The organism is Shewanella sp. 10N.286.52.B9 (genome assembly GCF_002873635.1).
Classification (GTDB): Bacteria; Pseudomonadota; Gammaproteobacteria; order Enterobacterales; family Shewanellaceae; genus Shewanella.
This window is the reverse complement of sequence record NZ_MCTY01000198.1, coordinates 1-23,136: the sequence shown is the minus strand read 5'-3', so window position 1 is coordinate 23,136 and position 23,136 is coordinate 1. Positions and strand designations below refer to the sequence as shown.

Genomic DNA, 23,136 nt, shown 5'->3' with positions numbered 1-23,136 from the left:
AGTTGTCAGCAATTTAGCAAAGGAGTGGTAAAGAAAAGGTCAAGAAATAAATAAACAAACAAAAGTAATCTTTTGGTAGCAAGTATCTTAAATATAAAATGGCCCCTAAAAATAATGGATTTTAAATTATCATTGCTCATTATCGAAGATAATGCCTTATTAGCCCAACAGCTGGGAGATTATTTTACTGAAACAGGCTATCGGGTTGATTATGCCTATAACGGTGAGTCTGGTATCAGATTTTGTAAGGAAAATCGTTACGACGTGGTGATTCTGGATCTTTCATTACCGGATATTGACGGCATTCAAGTCTGCCAGCAGATAAAGTCGGATGCCACAACTATCATTCCTGTGTTGATGTTAACGGCCCGGGATGCGTTACATGAAAAGCTGGAAGGTTTTGAAGCGGGTACAGACGATTATGTGACTAAACCCTATGAAGCTTCGGAAGTACTGGTAAGATGCCAAGCCCTAGCTCGCAGGAATGTGTTACATCAAACCCAAGAAATTAATATCGGCCCTCTGCAAATTAATCAGATCACTAAAGATATCTTTCGAGAGGGAACAAAGCTGAATTTAAGTCAAAAGGACAGGCAAATCCTGATGACTTTGGCTCAGGCACATCCAGCCCCAGTTAGCCGCACTGAGCTGCTGGACAAGTTGTGGGGAGAGGATTTTCCAGATAGCGATGTGCTCAAGTCTCATATCTATACTCTTAGGCAGGCTCTGGACAAACCTTTTTCCCATTCCATGTTAAAGACAATACACGGAGTGGGTTATAGATTGCAGGAGCAAGCGTGAAGAGTATCGGCTCACAGTTACAGCGCCTTTTTCTGCTGTTTAGCTTTTTTCTTACTAGCCTATTGATTGCTATCACCATCTTTTATGCCTACATGATTGAAGACAACATCTTCAATGAGCAGCTATACAGCGAAGCCAAATACATACAGTCGCAATATCAGGCACAAGGAGAGATTGTCAGTCCTCGTTATCCCTACATGTATCTGGTATCCCGTTGGCAGGACTTGTCTGCGGACATAGTCGTACAACAAAGCGATGAGCCCAATAGAGTCGAATATACACTCCCTGACGGCATAGATATCCATGTGTTTCCATTTAGGCTCGACGAGAAAAAACAGGTTATCTTGGTGTCTAAGGTGAGTGGTCTAGGGGTCAATGATCGCTCCTGGCCGCTGGTTATCCCCTTGTTTCTGATTTTTGTATTGATGCTCATCGCAGTGGGATCTTGGTTGGTTTATCGATTTATTCGCAACATTACTGCGCCGCTAAATCGGCTCAGTGAAATCATGTTTAACATTCAGTCACTCGACGAGCTGCCCTCGGGTTTTACAGACACTTTTCCCGATAATGAAGTGCGCTCTCTGGCAGGATCTCTGAAGAAACTGTTGGAGCGTTTGCATCTGACTTTGGACAGAGAAAAGCAGTTTACCCGAGACATCAGCCATGAATTACGAACGCCGGTGACAATTCTAAAAAACGCGCTAAGGGAATGTAACGAACAAAAACTATTACCCAGTAAATATAGCCAACAACTGAATAAGGCCGTCGAACAACAGCACCAGATCCTGAATGTGTTAACCACCCTAGCAAGAGAAGAGTCCAGTCAAAAAAAGCGAGTTAAGCTATTGTTCGCCATTGAAAGAAGCGTACTTTCCCTGCCTGATTTGCAAAACCAAGAAGACTTTAATATCGATATTCAGGTACTTGCAAAGACTCGGATCCTAGCTAGCCCAGTATTACTGAAATTGTTACTGAATAACCTAATTATCAATGCCGTAAAACACGCAGGTGAAAAGCGGTTACAGATCTCGTGGCAGGGAAATGAATTACAGTTTAAAAACCCGGTGAACGAGCCAGTTCCCCTCAATGTGACTCAAGCCAGAGTCAAAGGCAAAGCAAGCGATGGCATTGGGCAGGGGCTCAATCTAGTGCAGCGCATTGTGCAGTTTCACGATGGAGCATTAGAGCTTAGGAATCAGCAAGAGGGGCAACGACACTTTTTTATCGTGGCGATCGCAATGCCACTTACGGATTGAGTTGAAAAAGAGAGAGAAAAGACAAAGCACGTAGGCAGTCTCTTTTTGTTGTATCTTTATTCTCTAATACAAAATTCCTTTTGTCACAAAGTGACTTCCCCAATCGAGATTTGAATACACTTTTACTGCATAAATATCACCGTTCTCACATTAGCTTTATTTGGGCAAATTACGAATGATTGGATACGCTAATTTGTTCGGCGAAGCTAATAAAGGGGCATAAACGAGTTACCAGCACCAAATTTATACTTCATTTTAATTGGCTCAGTTATGCTAGATCATCACTTCAATCTAATCCATTGCCTGCCGCAGGTAATGTATAGGATATACAAATGTCGCGATCACATGGTCAATGATGTTCCCGACATCATCATGACATTTCCCAAATCCCTATGGGTCAGATGTGAAAGAGCGAGCTTATGTGCAGATACAACTGCGAGACGCTGCAAGTACGTCCATGTAAGCTCTGCCAAAACATCCCTGTTTTGGAAGCTCGCTGCTGCATCTACACTGGGATTTTCATTTCTTCGATTTGACTGTATTCGTGATAAATTTAAGAGCTAAAAGGCTCAAAAGATCAAGAGTCTAATCTGCTAAAAGGCTCAATTTGAATTGAGGGCGTTGAAGAAAATAGCGTGATGCTCACATGGATGTGAGCATAGCTTTCGCGGTGCAGGGATGCACCATCGGAAGCGTTAGCATTTTCACTCTTTGCAATAAAGAGGTGACCGAAGCGGTTTACAAACGACGTTGAAAGCTGGATCAATCCCCATCGAAAATCATGCGCTTTTCAGCATTTTTCGTCGGGGGCGGCAGGGCCTAATTCTTTAATAAAGAGTATAGAGGGTATTGCTGTTGATACCCTTTTGGTCGGGTGTGGGTGGAAAAACCACGATGTTAATCCAAACGGAGTTTGGAAAAATAGCACCCAAAGAAAGAAGTTATTCTGTCGGCCAACTGCCATCATTATTCGGTCTTAACCAGGCTTGCGAAAACCAATAATAACCTGACTTAGTTTTACTCGGTGCAGTGCAGTTATAACGGCTTCGACCTGCAGGTAAGTTTGCTGAAGCTTGAATATTAAACTCAGTTTCAGAAACCCAAGTCGGCTTTTTAGCGCCTTGGCCTTGGACAAAACACATCACCTGATGCGGGTAAATATCAGTGGTGTCCAGCTCAACGGTTAGCTCAGGTCGCCACTGACCTTGGCTTAACTGTGGGTCAGTGATATTTTGCTTCACCACCGGCATATTGAGGCTAGTAAACTTGACTTTTAAACTGTCTAAATCAGCATATGGGCCCGCCACAGGAAAACGTGGCAGCGCAGTCAGTATTGAGTATTTTCCCGCGGCGCCAGATTGTTGCCCTAAACCAATAAAGGCGTGCTTTTTCAGAATATCTTCAACATCGCTATTGTACTCACCATATGGGTAAGCCAGCATTTTTACACTCTGACCGGTATGCTTGTTAATTTCCGCTTCCGTTGCTAGCAAGTTTGCTTCGATTCTATCAAGCCATTGCTGCTTAGATTCGCCATCAAGCTTACGATTTAGATGCTCATGGGCCCAGCTATGGTTGGCGATTGTAGCGCCCTTTTCAGTGAGCGTTTTAATATCATCCCAACTCATCATGCCGCGATAACCTTTTTCAATCGGCTCTACTGACACAAATACTGTATAAGGAAAATCATATTTGGCTAATATGGGCGCCGCAGCCATACCGATACTGTCATAGCCATCATCAAAGGTAATAACGATGCTTTTATCCGCTAATGGCGTGTTATTCTTTAGCGCATTTACCGCTTGGGTTAATGGAATGATGGTAAACTCGTTTTCAGCAAGGTATTGCATTTGCTCTTCAAATTGAGCTGGCGTCACACTGGTACTTGCAGGTGTAGTTTCTGACACATGATGATATTGCAAGATCACCACGGCATTGGCATTAAGTGATATTAACCACAATAACCCCAATAGAGTTCGTTTTAACATATTATTCCTATGTCCATAAAAGCATTACTTTTTAACAGCGAAAAAAACCGGCAGCTTTTTGCTTTAGCCTTGCCGATGATTTTATCGAATATCACCATACCGTTATTAGGTTTAGTCGATACCGCAGTCATCGGCCATTTAAGTGAGGCCTATTATTTAGGCGGGGTGGCGCTTGGCAGCACAATTATTACTTTAATTGTCTGGTTGCTGGGCTTTTTGCGCATGTCCACCACGGGGCTGGTCGCCCAAGCTTACGGCGCTAATGATACCGTAACTCAGCAAAAATTGCTGGTGCAAGGCGCTTGCCTTGCATTGCTGTTTGGTGGCGCAGCAGTGTTATTGCAGCAACCGCTGCTCGATTTTGCCATGTCTTTAAGCCAAGCCAGTGCGCAGGTGCAGCAATTTTGCCGCGAGTACGTAGAAATTCGTATTTGGTCGGTGCCATTTGCACTCTTAAATTTGGTGTTACTTGGCTGGTTACTGGGCAGGCAAGCGCCCAAGGCGGCAATGTGGCAGTTAATCATCGCCAATATCGTCAATATCGTTTTAGATGTAGTGTTTGTGATTGGCCTAAATTGGAATGTAAAAGGCGCCGCGCTTGCCTCTGTTATCGCTGATATGTGTGCCTTTACCGTTGCAGCTGTCATTGTAAAACGCGTTTTATATCAACAGGCTGATTTTAGTTTGCGTCAGTTAATGGTTCATATCAGCTTAAAAGGCTATTCACGCTTATTAAAATTAAATCGCGATATCTTTATTCGCAGTTTATGTTTGCAAGCCAGCTTTACCTTTATGACTTTTTACGGTGCGGGCTTAGGTGATGACATCATTGCCGCTAATGCGGTGCTGCTTAATTTACTGATGCTGATCTCTTACGCCTTAGATGGCATAGCTTATTATGCCGAAGCCGAAGTGGGCCGCGCGGTGGGGCAAAAAAACCTCAATTTATTACATGACTCAGTGACCCTTGCTGCGAGTTGGTCAGCGCTATTTGCCTTAGGCTTTAGCCTGTTATTTTATTTTGCGGGTAGCAATATCATTGGCTTACTCACCAATATTGAGCTGGTGCAACAACAAGCCGAGCATTACTTGATCTGGTTGGTATTCATGCCATTGCTGGCATTTGGGTCCTACTTATTTGATGGGGTTTATATTGGCGCAGCTCAAGGTAAAATGATGCGTAATAGCATGATTTTATCGACCTTTGGGGTGTTTTTTCCCTGTTGGTATTTACTTCAAGAATACGGCAATAATGCCCTGTGGGCCGCCATGAGCGCCTTTATGTTATGCCGTAGCCTGTCGTTAGCACTGCATTACCGCTACAGTGACTGCTTTAAACAGCTATAAGCGCTCTTTATTATTGAATTAACAGTAGATTTATCAGTCCCGCGACTGATAACATCTAGTTAACAACAATAATAGGGATGATTTTAATGAAACGGATTTTTAGCTTACTAGTGACGCTTTGGCTATGCTCAGCTTCAGTTAGCGCCCAACAATTACCGCTGGAAGCATTTGCCAGCATTCCAGATGTTAGCCATGTGACCATGTCACCTAATGGCAAAAAAATAGCTTCTTTAGTCCGCTTAAATACCAATGAAATGAAAGGCTCTATTATTAATATCCTTGATATTGATACCCGTGAGTCTTTTTATCCACTGCAAACGGATAATGAAAAATTTGTGATTTTATCACTGCAATGGGCCAGTGATGATGCCTTATTAATCAAAGCTAAATTCCCTGCTGTACGCTACGGCACGCCAACTACAGAAACGAGGTTGATGAAGTATTCTATCAGTAAAAATAAAACCTCTAGCATTATCAGCAGTCGCTCTCTTAAAAAATTCAAATGGATGCCGCAAATCCAATCTAACATCATCGACTATTTGCCAAATGATAAAGAAAAACTGTTACTGGGCATTAGTGGTTTAGGTAACAAGCCCAATTTTGAGTCGGTTATTAACATCAACTTGAACAATGGAGCTTTCAAGTTTGTGCAACCAGCAGAACCAAATATCCAAGACTGGATAACCGATAGACAGCATAAAGTCAGAATTGGCATTTATCACAAAGATAGTCAGTTCAGAATTTACGAACAAGCTGACACAGGTGAAGATAGACGTGTTTTATGGGAATTTGAGGCCTTTGCTAAGGAACAAGTTTGGCCGATGGGCTTTGCGCAAGACCCCAATATTCTTTATGTAAAAGCATATCATGATGACTTATTGGCTATTTTTAAGGTTAACTTAACCGACCCAAAACTAACTAAAGAATTGGTGTTTAGCAGAGAGTCCTATGACGTTGAAGGCTCATTAATTTACTCAAGTCTCAAACAAAGAGTCATCGGCATTAATGACAGTGACGAATCTGAATATACATTTTGGGATGACGAATACGTTCGCTTAGCTAATGGACTAAATAAAGCGTTACCAGACTATCGTAATTACATCACCCAATTTAGTGACGATGAACGCCGCTATATTGTCTACTCAACCAATGCCAAAGAAGCGGGTATTTATTTATTTGGTGATCGTGATGCGGGTGAGTTACTCCCTATTGCATACCGCTATAAAGAGTTAAACCCTGAATTATTAGCTGATACTAAAACCCTGACTTATAAAGCCAGAGACGGCTTAGAAATCGAAGCTTTTCTAACGACGCCCCAAAACAAAGAAGCTAAAAACCTACCTACTATTATTTTCCCCCATGGCGGCCCCATTAGTTATGACTCAAATAGCTTTGATTATTGGACCCAGTTTCTAGCCAACAGAGGCTATGCCGTATTTCGAATGAACTTTCGAGGTTCATCAGGTTATGGTTTTGATTTTATGCAAGCGGGTTTAAAAAGCTGGGGCTTGGATATGCAAAATGATGTTGAAGATGGTACCCGCTGGCTGATTGAGCAAGGGGTGTCTGACCCGAAAAAAATATGCATTGTCGGCGCCAGTTATGGCGGCTATGTCGCATTAATGGGCGTTGCTACCACCAAAGATTTATACCAATGTGCAGTCAGTGTGGCGGGTGTCACCGATGTGGAGTATTTAGTCAAGTCTTCAAGACGTTACACTAATTTTGAAATCGTTAAAAAACAAATTGGTGATGACTATGATGCGCTATATGAACACTCGCCATTAGGCAAAGCTAAAGACATTCATGTCCCAGTGTTGCTTATTCACGGCGATAAAGATCGTGTAGTGCGCGTGCAGCACAGTGAAGACATGTTTGATAAGTTAGACGATCTAAAAAAGCCTGTGGAATATATCGAACTTGAAAACGGCGATCATTACTTAAGTAATAATGAGCATCGGATTAAAACCTTTATCGCTATAGAAAAGTTTTTACATCAAAATTTACATTAAGCTTTAAATTCAGAACAGTACCCAGTAAATCAACACTGTGGTACTGATTCTTTATCAAAAAAACGTTTAAGAGAAACAATCAATAATGAAATGGATTTCCATACTAATCACCACTTTGGTGCTAAGTCAGCAAGCTTTGGCTGCCGATAATACTCCCCCAAAAACTGCCCCTAAACTCCCCGTTGAAGCCTTTGCCAGTATTCCCGATGTCAGCACTGTAAAGCTGTCACCAAATGGTAAACACATAGCATCGTTAATTTTGGACGATAGCGCCGAAGAGCCGCATAAGATTGTGGCGCTGTTTAATACCGAAACGGGTCAGTTTCATATACCGCTTAAAAATGACCATGAACGCTATACCATTTTTAATTTAACCTGGGCCAGCGATGAAATCTTGCTCATTGCAGCCACTTTGCCTTCGAAACGTTTTGGAAAAAATGCTAATGAAAGTTTGCTGATAAAGTACAATATAAAAACCGGTGATGTGGGCAGCGTATTAACTAAAAAAGCCCTTAAACGTTTTAAGTTTAATCCTCAATTTCAGCATCACATTATCGATTTACTCCCTAAAGATCCTCAGCACATTTTGCTATCTGTTGCCGGATTTAGTGAGCGAGTGAATGAAGATAGCGTGCTAAAAGTTAACTTGTATTCCGGTAGGGTTTCCACTGAACAATACTATCGAGAGCATGTCATCAAGTGGATGACAGATCAGCAAAATAAGGTTCGTATTGCCACTTATCGAGACCCTGATACCACCGAATATAGAACCTACGAGCAAAGTGAAGCCAATGGTGAATTACGTTTACTTTGGAAACACGAAGCATATTCAGAAGACAGCGTTATTCCTCTAGGATTTGACGTAAACCCCAATATTCTCTTCGTCAAAGCTTACCAAGATGGTTACTTTGCCATTTTTAAAGTTGATCTTAGGGATCCTACACTTCATAAAGAACTCGTATTTAGCGAAGACAATAGTGACGTTAATGCACAATTGCTGCACTCTAATATCACTCGAGAGGCCATTGGTATTGCCGCAGGTATCGATAATGAATATCACTTTTGGGATCAAGATTATCAAAAACTGATCAAGCGCTTAAAAAGCGCATTACCCGATACCCAAAACTACCTGACTCAGTTTAGTAAAAATGAACGCCGTTATATTGTTTTTGCTACAAGTCCTACTCAACCAGGGTTGTATCTTTATGGCGATCGCGATGCAAACAGGCTAGAAGTGATTGCGACCAAGTATTCGCAACTCACGCCAGATGTATTAGTCCAACCTCAAGCAATGAGTTATACCGCCAGAGATGGTTTAGAGATACCTAGCTACCTTACATTGCCCAAAGGACGTGAAGCGAAGAACTTACCTACCATTATTTTTCCCCATGGTGGACCTAATTCTTATGTTGGCGAAGAATTCGATTATTGGGCTCAGTTCTTTGCTAACCGAGGTTATGCTGTACTGCAAATGAACTTTAGGGGCTCGGCGGGCTACGGGCTTAAGTTCACCACTGCTGGACATAAAAATTGGGGGAAAGAGATGCAAACAGATGTTGAAGATGGCACTCGCTATTTAATCGACCAAGGTGTTGCTGACCCAAATAACATATGCATAGTTGGCGCTAGTTACGGTGGATATGCCGCCATGATGGCAGCAGCAAAGACCCCTGAATTATACCAATGTGTGATCAGTTTTGCAGGAGTCTCTGATGTAGAAGACCTCGTCAAGCTATCCCGTTTTTATACTAGTCATGAGATGACTAAAAAGGTGTTAGGAGATGATTATGACGACCTGTATGAACGCTCTCCGATTTATCATGCTGATAAAATTAATGTGCCCATTTTATTAATCCATGGTGATAATGACAAAGTGGTACAGGTGAGCCAAAGCCGAGATATGTATCGAAAATTATCCTCGTTAGATAAACAAGTCGAATATGTTGAAATCGATAATGCCAATCACTATTTATCAAACAATCAGCACCGCTTAATGACCTTCAGAGCCATTGATAATTTTTTATCTAAAAACCTATAATTGAAGCAATGAAAAAGGCCCGCACATATTGGTATATGTGCGGGCCATTCTTTTAACACTCTATAGGTAACTGCTGAGCTAAAGCTGTTAACTAAAGCATTTAACTAAAGCAGATTAAAACTTAGCTTCAAATGCAAGGCTGAAATGTCTGCCATCACCTATGGTAACGTCGGTGTTGGTGCCGCCATCTAGGTATTCAGTATCAAATAAGTTTTTGATATTAAAGCGTACATTCATATCTGTATTGTGAACCGCAAATGAGTAAGCTGCGCCAAAATCAAATCTAACATAGTCATCTTTAACTATGGTGTTTTGAGTATTGGCAAAACGCTCACCGACATAGATAGCACCAAAGTTAAGTGCGACATCATCGGTAACTTCGTAACGAGTCCAGATATTTGCTGACCATTCAGGTGCATCTACCGGGGTTTTACCGTCTAGCTGTTCAGTATCTTGGCTGCTAGTGACATATTTTGCATCTAGATACATCATTGAGCTGGTGACGAATACATTGTCACTGACTTGTCCTTGAGCGCCCATTTCAAAACCACGGTGATGCTGCTTACCGCTTTGGGTGGTGATGTACTCATGCTCGCCAATAGGTTGCTCTAATTGTTCGCGCACTGTAACGTTGGTCACTGTGGTGTCAAAAACTGCACCAGTTAATAGTAAGCCGCCATCATACAGTTCCCATTTGGTACCGATTTCATATTGCTCACCGTACTCTGGGTCTAAGTTCATACCATTATTTACATCGTCTTCATTGTTAACGATTGACTGAGGATTGAAACTTTTGGCGTAGTTTACATAGATGCTGCCGTTATCTGAAGGCGAGTAAATAACCCCAAACTTAGGTGACACGGCATAGCTATTTTCACCATCGCCGTCTTTTTTCTGCTCGTCATAACGCAGGCCTGCCAGTACTTGCCACTGATCATTAATGGTCATTAAGTCTTGTACATAAAAACCATAATGCTTATAGCTTGACTCTGACTTAGTGGTGTCTCTGTTGTAATCCAGATCAGGTCTAGGTACATAACCACCCGGCTGAACCATCTGCGCGTCATCGCGGTCAATAAGTTGACCATAGTAATAATCGAGAATGTTAGCACCAACTAACAATTGATGTTCCATGCCAAAGCCATTTACGACACCAGTGAAATCCATATAAGCGGTTTTAAGCTGCCAATCATCGTGGCGATCAAACGCCTTAATTTGGTAACCATCGGTAGTTGGATCCATACCTGCCACCATCGATGGAGACGAATCTAAGCGCTGACGGGTAAATGATTGATGGTTATAACCTGTGGTCATTTTCCAATCATCTGATACATACCAGGTTAAATCAGCACCCAGGTTTTGCACCTCGTTGTCAGTAAAGGCCCACGACATATCCCAGATATCTTCGCGATCACCAACTAAGTCACCGTTACCATCTAACCAGCCACCGCTATCGATACCGGTTTTATCATCGGTGTAATCATAGGTCAGTGATAACATCACATCATCATGCAGGTCGAATTCAAGGTTTAAGTACCCTAAGAAACGGTCACGTTCTTGAGTATCATCGCCCTCACCGTCCTGGTATTCACGCCAGTATTTTGTATCTTGCTTAACTAATACAGTGCGGTAACGGATTGACTCAGCATCATTTAACGCGCCGCCTGCATCAAGTTGAAAACGAGTTGAGCCGTTCTCATCGGTATCGAACCCAAAGTCAAACATGGTTTCAGAGGTGGCCTTTTTGGTCACCATATTAATCAAGCCACCTGGGCCTGATTGGCCATAAAGCATGCTTGATGGGCCTTTTAAGACTTCGACTTGCTGCAAGGTTTCAATCGGCTGCACATAGTGCGAAAACTGCTGCTGACCATTAATTAAAAAGCCACTGCCAGAATCTAATTCAAAGCCACGAATATTAAATACTTGGCGGTTCCACTTTTCACTGCCGCCGGTCACACTTGAGTCGTTAACTAATACTTCAGATAAATTAGTTGCTAACTGCTCATCAGTGACAAAATCTGGAATAACGTTCACTGATTGCGGCGTATCCATCAAGGCAATATCACCCCGCATGGCGCCTGATGACGAGCCTACTTTGTAATTATTAAAATTCATGCCTGTTACTTGAATTCGCTCAATGTTCAACTCGAAATCTAAGCCGTTATCAGTGTCATTAGTTGCTTCTTCAGCCGCTAATGAAGCTGAGGCTAAACTGGCAACAACAGCAAATGCAATAGGTGAGATTTTCATACAAAGTAGCCCTTTAAATGGCAGTAGTCGTTAATGAGATGGATTATCATTTGCATTACGACGAAAGTGAAGCCATTTATTTAACAGAAGTAAATAACTGTGAACAAGGACACTGTTGTAAGTAAATTGTAGAAAGTTTACCTGAATAAATGTTGCATAAATGGATTAACTAATGTTCATCCAAGCTAGATGAGTTTAATCGCCAAAACTAATACAGATATTAATTATTTAAACAAAGTTACACAAAATCAGAAATTAACAAATATTAAACATGTGTATTTGTTAGCTTAAATTTCATTATTTTTCGAAAACCTCACTTAATAGCAGCTAAAAAAATTCATTACCAAGAATTTTTATTCAAATAAACTTTTAGCTTTATACGCCCTCTACAGCTTTAAATGTGACCTCGACAACACAATGACACTTATATGCCACTCTTTACATTTCTTTAATTGCAGTTGCAAATGAGATTAATTATCATTACCCATATAGCGTGTCAGTCATAATTGTTAGCTGCTAACTTTTGTCATTGTCATCCATAAATATTTAACCTGAGAACGTAAATATGAAAGTTGTACCCGCTTTAAAGTGGTTCCATAATTGGGTCGGTTTTGTCATTAGTATTTGTATGCTGATAGTGCTGACAACGGGAGTGTATCTCGGCGGCATGGACATGCTAAAAAGAATGGATAATAAAGGCCAAACCTATGTGCCGTTAACCATTGAGCAAAAAGCACAAGCCACTGAGTATATTTTTGAGCATTACCCAAAAATGAGCAGTGTACGTTTTCCTACCGAACATACCCCTTACCTTGAAGCTGCTACCCGTGGGCAATCTATCGCTTTTGATAGCGAGTTCAATGAAATCTCCCATTACAAGGTGACAGAAATTCCGCTTTGGACCACGATGTTTTGGTTGCACAGAAACTTCTTACTGGGTGATATTGGTAAATACGTTAATGCATGGGCATCGTTCATTGGTGGCGTCATTACCCTAGTGGGTATTTACCTTTGGTGGCGAGTACGTAAAGGTTTTAGACTCAAGCACTCTATTCCAAAAGACACCAAATCAAGCAGCCTAGTTAAAAGCCACATTCAATTAGGTTTATTCATATCAGTGCCACTGTTTTTACTCTGTATTACCGGCTTTTTGATTACTTATAAAGGCTTATGGATGGATGCGCTCAAGCACAAGCCAACCGCAGAAATTAATTATCCAGTAAGTAAAGCTAACGATTGGCAAAGCCAGCTACAAACCGCGCAAGATTTATGGCCTGAATCGTTATTAGTATCGGTTAATAAACCAAGGCAGAAAAAACCCGATCCTGATGCACCAAAGGCGGCTAAACCTCAAGCGATGAATTACAGTATCAACTTTGATAGTCATGCTGATGTCTGGCTTAGAAATGCTGACAGTATCACCATGGATCATCAGCACGGCAAAATCGTATCAAGCCTGAAGCACAGCGATAGAAACTTGTCAGGTCAAGTGGCCAGCTTTGTTAGACCACTGCATGACGCATTGAATATGCCACTTAAATACGTTGTATTTATTACATTAGTCGCAGTGGTTGGTACCTTGATTCTATTATTCAGCACAGTCACTTTTTATCGACGTATATTCAAGTCAAAAAAGAAAAAGTAGCCACCTAAATTCATTTGATATTATTAAATTACAGCTATAAAAATAGCGGCTTAAAGCCGCTATTTTTATTATGTCGCATTTGATAAATAACTATCCGATTTATTCATCGATATAGGCTTGAACAGTCCCTTCTACCGAGTCATAGACAATTTTTATCTCTGCACTATTTCGACCTGCAGTATCACCAAGCGTTCGCAGTACATAAGTACATTGGGTCTCACCTGTACCGCCCGCAGCTGCATGTCGATATGATTCAAAATCCACATCATCCGAAGTATTTCTAATGGCAACCGATGGTGGGCTTTCTATCAAAGCGTTCCAAAGATCGACACACCCTTGCTGACCTTGACCAATATTGACAGGGTTGGCCATAGGGTTGTTTTTACCTGTGCCTAACGGATAGCCAAAAGCATTCATGTCGAGATCGTTATTGGCAAAGTCAGGTAGATCATTCATTGGATCGCTGCCACCAATAATTTGCCAACGTGTATGGGAAAAAGTAACCGACTGCTCAAAGGATGCCGCTACCGCCTTTACTCGGCTTATTTCAGCATCACGTTTTACATCTATAAATTTACTCGCCGCTATTACTGCTAAAATAGCCAATACAATAATAACCACTACCAGCTCAATTAAGGTAAAGCCTTGCATTTTTAACGGTTTAAATTGAGTTGTTTTTTCTGTCATGAAGTTATCCTGCTCCGTTTTCATACTTAAGTTATAGCACAAGGCTCCCACTCAGCGTAAGTTACGGCCAATAAAAAACGCGACCATATTGGCCGCGTTTAGTGTAAAATTTGAATTAGCTATTGCTGTATTTTACAACAATAAAACCTTGCAAATTTACTGGTAAGAGTGAGAACCATGTTGATGGTCAGTCACATCTTTCACACCAGAGAGCTCACCAGGGAACATCTCCAGTAACTGTTTCTCAATGCCATCTTTTAAAGTGATATCAACTTGAGAACAACCATTACAACCACCACCAAACTGCAGTACTGCAACTGCATCTTCCGTGATTTCAACTAGCATGATGTTACCACCATGGCTTGCTAACTGCGGGTTAATCTCTGATTGAATCACATATTCAATACGCTCTTTTAATGGCGCATCTGAAGACACTTTACGCATTTTAGCGTTTGGCGCTTTTAAGGTTAGCTGCGAACCTAATTGGTCAGTAACAAAATCAATGCTCGCTTCTTCTAAAAATGGTGCGCTTTTTTCGTCAACCATGGCACTGAAGCCGTTGAAAGGTAATTCAGTGTCATCCGCTTCTACAGCGTCAGGTGGACAATAAGACACGCCGCACTCAGCTTGGGCAGTACCCGGGCTGATTACAAACACACGGATATGCGTGCCTTCAGGTTGATCGGCCAGTAATTTAACAAAATGCGCCTGAGCCGTATCAGAAATGTTGATCATAAAAACTGCTCCGTTAGATAGTACTTTAAAGTGTACTAAAAATAGTACTTGAGTAATTTAGTAAGAATTAGCGCTATGATACTCCTAGTTGCGACGGCTTTGTAGTCCTGCAGTGAGCAAGTTGCATAAAAAACACCGAGAAATTGCGCTTTTTAATGGCGATTTAAGTTTAATCACTTTATGGTGATTGTATTGTTTTCTTTTTATGATGTTGTTTCTTATATGATTAGCTTCAATGCATTGTTTACTCGTCTCGCTAAAGGCACCTTTTTCGGCTTCATTATCTGTATGCCATTATTTACCGTGGCGCAGGCTGATTCCCGCATTGAGCAGCGCCTCGGGGCTGAGAAAATTAATAAAAAAATCACCCAACCTACTGAATATTTAGGTTATCCATTGGGCGAGTGGCATTTAAGACATGATCAAATTAATCACTATTTACAACTATTAGCCAGCCAAAGTTCGCGAGTTTCTTTAGATTCTGCTGGTTACTCCTATGAAAAACGCCAGCAACTTAGCGCGGTCATTACCTCAGATGACAACCAACAGCGGCTAGCTGAAATCCTCGAACAACGCAGCCAAGTAAAATACGGTGTCAAACAACAAGGTCCATTACAGCAAAGCCCATTGATTATCTGGTTGGCCTATTCAATTCATGGCGATGAAGCCAGTGGCGCCCATGCGGCGGTGGCGTTAAGCCATTACCTTGCCGCATCTGATGAAGATTGGGTAAAAGAATTACTCGATAATACGGTTATTTTACTGACTCCGACCCAGAACCCTGATGGTTTTGATCGCTTTGCTAACTGGGCAAATAGCAATCGAGGCCAAGTGATTATTACCGATCCTAATCATCGTGAGCATAATCAAGATTGGCCCGGCGGACGTTTTAATCACCATTTCGCTGACTTAAACCGTGACTGGCTATTTCTGCGCCACCCCGCCTCTCAAGGCAGAGTGGCGTTTTTCCATAAATGGCAGCCCCATTATGTAGGGGATTTCCACGAGATGTGGCAAGACCAAACCTACTTCTTTCAACCTGGTGTCGCTGATAGAGTCAATCCGCTGACCAATCCTGCCAATCAAATGTTATCCAATGAGCTAGCGGCCTATCATCGTAAAGCGCTGGATGAGGTTAAGCAGCCATATTTTAGCGGGCAGATGTTTGATGACTTTTTCTATGGTAAAGGCTCAACCTACCCAGATATCAATGGCGCTGTGGGTATTTTGTTTGAGCAAGCTAGCTCCCGTGGTCAAGCCCAAGAGTCCCCCAATGGTGTGGTCACCTTGCAAAATAGTATTGATAATCAATTTTCTACTTCACTATCAAGCCTGCAAGGCGCCCATGCGCTACGTAAAAAATTGATGACATACCAAAGTGATTTTTTTGCTCGCAACAGTAAGCGCACCCGTGACGGTAAACAAACTGGCCGCCTTATCAAAGCCCATGGCGGTAATGCCCATATCACTGAGCTTGCAACGATATTGCAGCAACACCAAATCAGCTTCAAATATCTAAACCGTGAACTGGAAAACGATGACATACTCTTTAAGCCGTCAAACAGCCTGTTCATTCCTCAAAGTCAGCCACAGCATGACTTATTGCAAGCATTGTTTGATAAGCGCACTGAGTTTAAAGATGAAACCTTTTATGATATTTCCACTTGGAATTTTGAATCAGCTCTGGGCTTAAGTATCAGTGAAAATGCTAAACCCAACCCCAAATATCTCACCAATAACACGCCATATGTCGCGGCGACTGAGCAGCTAGATAACGCCAGCAATGTGGCCTTTATTATTGACTGGCAACAAGCGGCCGCGGCGCCCATGTTGCAGCAATTACTTAGCCAAGGGGTACAGGTTAAATACGCTAAAAAGCCCTTTAGCCTGCCTGATCGCAGCTCTAACGCCAAAAAGTCAGCAGCAATAGACTTCACAGCGGGTAGCCTGCAAATTCCCTTACGCCAGCCCAACTACAAAGGCAATATCGCCTTACTTGTTAGCCAGCTTGCCACGCAATACCAAGTAGATGTCACTGCAGCAAGCAGCTCACATACCTTAGCGGGAATGGATCTTGGCAGTGATGAATTTAGCGTGATCAACCCCATTAAGCCGTTACTGCTCACAGGCATAGATACTAACGCCTCAGAAACCGGGCAAATGTGGTATTACCTTGATCAAACGCTTGCCGCGCCTGTCACTATGGTGGACAGCAATCGACTAGCAGGCATTGATTTATCAGGCTATAGCCACATTTTTATGGCTGATGGGCCTTATCATTTAATCAGTGATGCCAGCGCAAGAAAGCTGGGCAAATTTGTAATGGATGGCGGCACTATCGTGGCGCAAAAGCGGGCGCTGGTATGGCTCAATAAGCGCAATATTCTTAAGTCTCAGCCTAAAACCAGACTAGAGCTGAATAAATTATTTAGCACTTCAGGGATGAGTTACGCGGATAAGTCTAAATTAAATGCCAGACAATCCATCGGCGGCGCCATTGTGGCGTTAACACTGGATGAAACCCATCCAATCAACTTTGGTTTACCTAACCCGCTGCAAGTGATGAAAAACCGTGAGATAAGCTTTAACCTCACTTCCACGCCATTTATTGTGGCGGCGGACTATACCAATGAGCCACTGATGAGCGGTTACCTTGCTAAGGAATATCAGCGCGCTTTTGCCAACACCCCAGCAATGATTGTTGAGCCCAAAGGCAAAGGGCATGTTGTGGCATTAACAGATAATTTTTTGTTTAGAAATATATGGTTAGGCTCTGAAAAAGTCTACGCCAATGCGCTGTATTTTATCCCAAAATAACTGACTAATTTACAGTCTGCCTTTCATAATAATCCCGGTGCTTCAGCCCTTGCTAAGCACCAAGTTTGCACATGGGTATAGTGCGCCGCAAATAAGCGGCTAATTTCATTCACCGTGGTGCCTGTGGTCACCACATCATCGATAAGCGCCACCCGCTGGTAGGGGTTATCTCGCTGCAACGTAAATGCATCGGCGCAATTTAAGCGTCGCTGCTTACCATTAAGACCCGCTTGGGCCTTGGTATCAACGCAGCGCACCAATAAACTATCGTCCATCGGAATACCAATTTGCGCACTGAGCTCTTTAGCAATCAGCCAAGCTTGATTAAAACCGCGCTGCTTTAAGCGATTGCGATGTAGCGGCACCGGAATGAGCACTTGGGGAAGTTGAATTAAACCTCTGGCCGCCAAATCCATCCCCCTTACGGCTAATACTTGCACCAAGGCCGCTAATGGCGCGCATTGCTGCTGATATTTAATCCCAGCTATTAACTCCCCTAAGCCTTGATGATAACTGCAAGGGGCAATGACTAACATGGGTTCAATATGCTGGCAGTGGCCGCAATACACTTGCAATAACGGCATCGATTTACCACAACCTAAACAGACTTCCTGCTGATAAAGCCCCGCCACAAGGCAGGTCTGACACACCCCCGTATGCGGTTTAGCTGCAGAGTACTGAATGATATCTTGTTGACATAACAAGCATCGGTTAGGCAGGTTAGCTGCCACTGCAGCCATCAATGAAACTAACCGCGCTGTATTATTGTGCAAATTGAGCTTGAGGAGTTTTGAGAGTTGCCAAGCCATAGAATATCCTTATCCTGTATGACAGTTGTTTTAACCAGCGATCATTTATTAATCGCCACTTTTTGAGGTTAGCCTTTGAATCCACCAGCGCTGCACATTACTACTATTACGCCTAAAGCTATTTCTCATACAGATATGACTCATGAAAATAGCACCGACGTTATTGATATCGTATTGCTACATGGCTGGGGGGTGAACTCTGCGGTTTTTCAGCCGCTACAAACCGCATTATCAGAGTATAGAGTGCATTATGTCGACTTGCCGGGCTTTGGTGATAGCCAAGCAAATAGCGATAATATTGAAGCATGGGCAGCGGCGTTAGCTAAAGCTCTACCAGAAAATGCCATCTGGCTTGGTTGGTCATTGGGGGGCTTAGTTGCCACTCAAATTGCCCTAAATCATCCTCAGTCGGTAAAAGCGCTGATCACTGTAGCCTCTTCGCCTTGCTTTATGGCCCAAGAGCAAAATCAGTGGCCGGGGATCGCCCCTGAAGTGCTCACGCAATTTCACCAGCAATTAAATGTCAATCTAGCCAAAACGGTCGAGCGATTTTTAGCGATTCAAGCCATGGGCAGTGACTCGGCCAAACAAGATATTGTAGCGATAAAAAAATTAGTGTTGGCTAAACCTTTACCGACCCAAGCAGTACTCGATCAAGGTTTAGATATGCTAAGAGAGGTTGATTTACGACCCAAGCTTACGGATATTAGCCAGCCATGGTTACGTATTTGGGGTAAATGCGATGCCTTAGTACCCAGAACCATCATCCGCCAGTTACCCCAAGCCAGTAATATTACTGACATTGTCCACAATAAAGCCTCCCATGCGCCGTTTATTTCACACCCACAGGCCTTTTTAGATGGCTTATTGCCATGGATAAAAAAACATCAAATATAGGCTATAAAACCTGCTAGCATTTGGTTATAATTTAAACATTAACTGTTTGTTTTTTAAGTGAGTGTTATGCTAATTGTCACTAATTATCCCCAAGTACCGCTTGCAACAAGTAATGTTGCAACGGATCTTGCTCGGGCGGATAATCAGCAGGCAAAGCCAATATTACCGCCACAAGCGTTAACTAAGCCCCACCATGAACGGGCGCTAAATCAAAAAAACGAATCATTATTCCGTTTAAATACCATAGAGGAAAAGCATCGCCAGCAGCGACAATCCTCAGATCAACAGAATCAGCAGCATCTATCCCAACAATCAGCTTTACAACAGCAAGCACCTCAAAGCGCACCGTTAACCGGCTTATTGCCACAACTGCTGCGAGTAGCAGCCAGAAATAATCCCACTGTTAGCCGTCGTGACATTCAGTCCCAAACGCCCACTAAGTCGACTGCAATTAACAGCGATAACAATAAAAAAGCCGAAGTTAAACAACAGATAAAGCAGCATTCTGATGAGTTTTATAAACAGTTTGGCCAGCACATAGCCACATGTTACCAGCAATGCACCACCCCTTCGCCACTCGCTCATCTGCTGATATTAGTCTAACCCTGCTCTCACTTTAATTAACGGGCTTGATGTCTTCACTTATTACGGCCGAACGATTACTAACTAATCATTATTACCCGCTAATCATTGTATTAGGTAATAGTCGTTATTTAGGCCATTAGCATCAATCACACATTCACTTCAAAAGATTATCTATTAATTTTTGATAATAACTCAAATGATAGCCTATTTATTCACCAGTAAGTAATGGCTAATATAGCTTCATCAGCAACAGGGCTGAACCAAATTCAACTTGATACATTATAGGAACTATCATCATGGCTAGCTTAACTATCGTAGCAAACATCATTACCAAAACTGACAAAGTAGAGCTGGTTAAAGCGGAACTACTAAAACTTATGGATATAACTCGCGCTGAAGCCGGTTGCATCAATTACGACTTACATCAAGACAACGAAAACCCGGCACATTTCATGTTTTATGAAAACTGGGAAAGCCGTGAATTATGGCAAGCACACATGGGTAACGCACATTTAGCCGAGTATATGGTGGCAACCGAAGGTGCTGTTGAGCAGTTCATTTTAAACGAAATGACTCATATCGCTTAATTGGTCGCACTATAAATTTTACAAAATAAAAAGGCCTTAACAGTCACGAGTATTCTCACGATGTTAAGGCCTTTTTTGGTTTAACCCTAAGCCAAACACATTAGCGGTGTTACTTTTTCAGCTTAGCAAAGGCGTCAGCAAAGGCATTACCCATAGCGGCATTAGCTGGGGCCTTTTGCGGTTTATGGGCTGACTTTTGCCCTGATTTATTCCCGCTAGCTTTATGTGTAGGCTTGCTGTTGGCTGATTTAGATTGATTAGCGGTTTTCGCTGTGGGTAGTGCTTCATCAAGGCGCATACTTAATGCGATACGGCGACGCTCTACATCCACTTCCATCACTTTAACTTTAACCACATCACCCGCTTTAACTATGGAGTGAGGATCGCTAACAAACTTGTCAGTGAGTGACGAAATATGCACTAAACCATCTTGATGTACGCCTACATCGACAAAAGCGCCAAAGTTAGTCACATTGGTGACCACGCCTTCTAGGATCATCTCTAGCTTCAGGTCTTTAAGCTCTTCAACACCTTCTTTAAAGCTGGCGGTTTTGAACTCACCACGAGGGTCACGCCCAGGCTTGTCTAGCTCTTTCAAGATATCGCTGATGGTGGGTAAACCAAATTCATCAGTAACAAACTCGGCAGCATTTAGCTGGGATAACAATTCGCTATTACCCATTAAGCTGGCCACAGTTTGCTGCTTGGCACTGGCAATGGCTTCAACCAATTTGTAGGCTTCAGGGTGAACAGATGAACCATCTAATGGATTTTTAGCATCGCTAATACGTAAGAAACCGGCTGCTTGCTCAAAGGCCTTTGGCCCTAAACGCGCCACTTTAAGCAATTGTTTACGGCTTTCAAATTTACCGTTTTCATCGCGGTAGTTAACCACGTTTTTAGCTAAGGTTTTATTTAAACCGGCCACCTGCGCCAATAATGGTGCTGATGCCATATTTAAATCAACGCCCACGCCATTTACACAATCTTCTACGACCGCTTCAAGCGAGCTTGATAGTTGGCTTTGGCTCACATCATGTTGATATTGGCCTACGCCAATGGATTTTGGCTCAATTTTAACGAGTTCAGCTAATGGATCTTGTAGTCGACGGGCAATCGATACTGCGCCGCGGATCGATACATCTAAGTTAGGGAACTCCTCAGAAGCCAGCTCTGATGCTGAGTACACTGATGCGCCCGCTTCACTGACCATCACCTTGGTCAAGCTTGGATGCGTCTCTTTCATAAAGCTCATCACTTCAGCGGCTAATTTATCCGTTTCACGTGAGGCGGTACCATTGCCAATGGCGATGATCTCCACTTTATGCATTTTTATCAGGTTCGCTAAAGTGCGGATTGACTTGTCCCACACGTTTTGCGGCGCATGAGGGAAGATAGTGGTATGGGCCACAAACTTACCGGTGTTATCGACAATCGCCACTTTAACGCCGGTGCGCAGCCCAGGATCTAAGCCCATGGTTACTTTAGCGCCAGCAGGCGCTGCCATTAATAAATCACCTAAATTACGGGCAAACACATTAATGGCTTCAGCTTCAGCGCGCTCACGCATTTGGCTAATAAACTCGGTTTCCATTTGCAGCGCAATCTTGATGCGCCAAGTGGCGGTAACCACAGTTTTAAGCCACTGATCGACACTCGAGTCTGAAAACTTTAGTTTGAAATGATCGGCAATAATCACCACGCAATAACTGCTTTGCGCCACTTCAGCTTTAGGGTCTGCATTCATCGATAAACTGAGCGCACCTTCATTGCGGCCGCGCAGCATGGCCAGGGCCCGATGGGAAGGCACTTTGGTAATAGCTTCAGTATGCTCAAAGTAATCGCGAAATTTTGCGCCTTCTTTTTCTTTACCTTTAACTAGGCGGCTTTCAAGCACTGCCTGTTGGCTTAAATGCTTACGCACTTTTTGCAGTAAATCTGCATCTTCAGCAAAACGTTCCATTAAGATAAAACGCGCGCCGTCTAAAACCGCTTTCGCATCGCCAAAGCCGGCGTCGGCATTGATAAATTCAGCCGCTTTTGCTTCAAGATTAATACTACGATTAGCCAGTAAAAAGTCAGCTAAAGGCAACAAACCAGCTTCAATAGCAATTTGACCTTTAGTGCGGCGTTTCGGTTTAAAAGGAAGGTATAAATCTTCTAAGCGGGTTTTGCTGTCAGCGGCATTTATGGCTTGCTGCAATGCTGGGGTTAATTTGCCTTGGGTATCAATGCTAGAAAGAATAACTTGTCTGCGCTCGGCTAATTCACGTAAATAGCTTAAGCGACTATTTAGGGTTCGCAGTTGCGCATCATCTAAACCACCAGTGGCTTCTTTACGGTAGCGGGCAACAAAAGGAACGGTAGAACCATCATCGAGTAAGTTAATCGTCGCTGAGACTTGTTGCTCACGAACATTCAGTTCTTGAGCGATTATTTGAGCAATACTTGGCATAAAAGGTCTATTTGGCTTTGAATAACAAATGAGGTCAAAGATAGCATAATCAACCGCAAACGTTTATGAACAATCGATGATTTTGTGCTATTTATCTAAGCTAACTTTAGCCGTTAGCAAAGCCACACACAGTTAAATAACCGCTAAATCAGCCGCTAAAACTGCGAAATTTAATTAATAATATTACTTATGATTAATTTAATTAATAACCATTCTCATTAAAC

Annotated in this window: 16 protein-coding genes; 10 read left to right on the top strand and 6 right to left on the bottom strand. The window is 42.6% G+C overall.

Annotated features, from left to right (window positions below):
* Nucleotides 1-114: 114 nt before the first annotated feature.
* Together BCU91_RS15560 and BCU91_RS15555 are read left to right on the top strand one after the other, a co-directional pair.
* Complete coding sequence (locus BCU91_RS15560) at nucleotides 115-801, top strand: response regulator transcription factor (RefSeq protein WP_102531851.1); 687 nt, start codon at nucleotides 115-117, stop codon at nucleotides 799-801.
* Nucleotides 798-2,057: a HAMP domain-containing sensor histidine kinase gene (locus BCU91_RS15555; RefSeq protein WP_102531850.1), complete on the top strand. Its 1,260-nt coding sequence runs from the start codon at nucleotides 798-800 to the stop codon at nucleotides 2,055-2,057. Before BCU91_RS15560 ends, BCU91_RS15555 begins: the two co-directional genes overlap by 4 nt.
* Before the next feature lie 941 nt (nucleotides 2,058-2,998).
* Here BCU91_RS15555 and BCU91_RS15550 read toward each other — a convergent pair.
* A complete protein-coding gene (locus BCU91_RS15550) occupies nucleotides 2,999-4,045 on the bottom strand; it encodes a polysaccharide deacetylase family protein (protein ID WP_102439437.1) in 1,047 nt (348 codons plus the stop codon).
* 9 nt (nucleotides 4,046-4,054) lie between these two features.
* On the opposite strand from BCU91_RS15550, the gene dinF reads away from it, so the two are divergent.
* The 3 genes from dinF to BCU91_RS15535 all read left to right on the top strand — a co-directional run bounded on the left by dinF (nucleotide 4,055) and on the right by BCU91_RS15535 (nucleotide 9,442).
* Nucleotides 4,055-5,392, top strand: a complete 1,338-nt coding sequence (dinF, locus tag BCU91_RS15545; RefSeq protein ID WP_102531849.1) for an MATE family efflux transporter DinF — start codon at nucleotides 4,055-4,057, stop codon at nucleotides 5,390-5,392.
* 86 nt (nucleotides 5,393-5,478) lie between these two features.
* Complete coding sequence (locus BCU91_RS15540; RefSeq protein WP_102531848.1) at nucleotides 5,479-7,404, top strand: S9 family peptidase; 1,926 nt, start codon at nucleotides 5,479-5,481, stop codon at nucleotides 7,402-7,404.
* Nucleotides 7,405-7,489: 85 nt separating this feature from the next.
* The gene (locus tag BCU91_RS15535; protein ID WP_102531847.1) at nucleotides 7,490-9,442 is read left to right on the top strand and encodes a prolyl oligopeptidase family serine peptidase; all 1,953 of its coding nucleotides are present in this window, start codon (nucleotides 7,490-7,492) and stop codon (nucleotides 9,440-9,442) included.
* Between the two features lie 114 nt (nucleotides 9,443-9,556).
* Here the strand turns inward: BCU91_RS15535 and BCU91_RS15530 are convergent, their stop codons facing one another.
* The gene (locus BCU91_RS15530) at nucleotides 9,557-11,695 is read right to left on the bottom strand and encodes a TonB-dependent receptor (protein WP_102439433.1); all 2,139 of its coding nucleotides are present in this window, start codon (nucleotides 11,693-11,695) and stop codon (nucleotides 9,557-9,559) included.
* 565 nt (nucleotides 11,696-12,260) lie between these two features.
* On the opposite strand from BCU91_RS15530, the gene BCU91_RS15525 reads away from it, so the two are divergent.
* Complete coding sequence (locus BCU91_RS15525; RefSeq protein ID WP_102531846.1) at nucleotides 12,261-13,340, top strand: PepSY-associated TM helix domain-containing protein; 1,080 nt, start codon at nucleotides 12,261-12,263, stop codon at nucleotides 13,338-13,340.
* 99 nt (nucleotides 13,341-13,439) lie between these two features.
* On the opposite strand, the gene BCU91_RS15520 is transcribed toward BCU91_RS15525, so the two are convergent.
* Both BCU91_RS15520 and nfuA read right to left on the bottom strand, forming a co-directional pair.
* Nucleotides 13,440-14,027, bottom strand: a complete 588-nt coding sequence (locus tag BCU91_RS15520; RefSeq protein ID WP_102531845.1) for a type II secretion system protein — start codon at nucleotides 14,025-14,027, stop codon at nucleotides 13,440-13,442.
* Between the two features lie 156 nt (nucleotides 14,028-14,183).
* A complete protein-coding gene (gene nfuA, locus BCU91_RS15515) occupies nucleotides 14,184-14,762 on the bottom strand; it encodes a Fe-S biogenesis protein NfuA (RefSeq protein WP_076538256.1) in 579 nt (192 codons plus the stop codon).
* A gap of 192 nt (nucleotides 14,763-14,954) precedes the next feature.
* Between nfuA and BCU91_RS15510 the strand changes: the two genes are divergently transcribed.
* On the top strand, nucleotides 14,955-17,579 hold the full coding sequence (locus tag BCU91_RS15510) for a M14 family metallopeptidase (protein WP_157936297.1): 2,625 nt from the start codon (nucleotides 14,955-14,957) through the stop codon (nucleotides 17,577-17,579).
* A gap of 23 nt (nucleotides 17,580-17,602) precedes the next feature.
* Here the strand turns inward: BCU91_RS15510 and BCU91_RS15505 are convergent, their stop codons facing one another.
* Complete coding sequence (locus tag BCU91_RS15505) at nucleotides 17,603-18,319, bottom strand: ComF family protein (protein ID WP_198590483.1); 717 nt, start codon at nucleotides 18,317-18,319, stop codon at nucleotides 17,603-17,605.
* Between the two features lie 204 nt (nucleotides 18,320-18,523).
* Between BCU91_RS15505 and bioH the strand changes: the two genes are divergently transcribed.
* The 3 genes from bioH to BCU91_RS15490 all read left to right on the top strand — a co-directional run bounded on the left by bioH (nucleotide 18,524) and on the right by BCU91_RS15490 (nucleotide 20,457).
* Entirely contained in the window at nucleotides 18,524-19,285 is a 762-nt protein-coding gene (gene bioH, locus BCU91_RS15500) for a pimeloyl-ACP methyl ester esterase BioH (RefSeq protein WP_102531859.1), read from the top strand.
* Between the two features lie 66 nt (nucleotides 19,286-19,351).
* Nucleotides 19,352-19,888, top strand: a complete 537-nt coding sequence (locus tag BCU91_RS15495; RefSeq protein ID WP_102531843.1) for a hypothetical protein — start codon at nucleotides 19,352-19,354, stop codon at nucleotides 19,886-19,888.
* Between the two features lie 278 nt (nucleotides 19,889-20,166).
* Nucleotides 20,167-20,457, top strand: a complete 291-nt coding sequence (locus BCU91_RS15490) for a putative quinol monooxygenase (RefSeq protein ID WP_102439428.1) — start codon at nucleotides 20,167-20,169, stop codon at nucleotides 20,455-20,457.
* 109 nt (nucleotides 20,458-20,566) lie between these two features.
* Here BCU91_RS15490 and BCU91_RS15485 read toward each other — a convergent pair whose 3' ends face one another.
* Nucleotides 20,567-22,912 (bottom strand): Tex family protein, encoded by a 2,346-nt coding sequence (locus tag BCU91_RS15485; protein WP_102531842.1) that lies wholly within the window; start codon nucleotides 22,910-22,912, stop codon nucleotides 20,567-20,569.
* Between the last annotated feature and the right edge of the window lie 224 nt (nucleotides 22,913-23,136).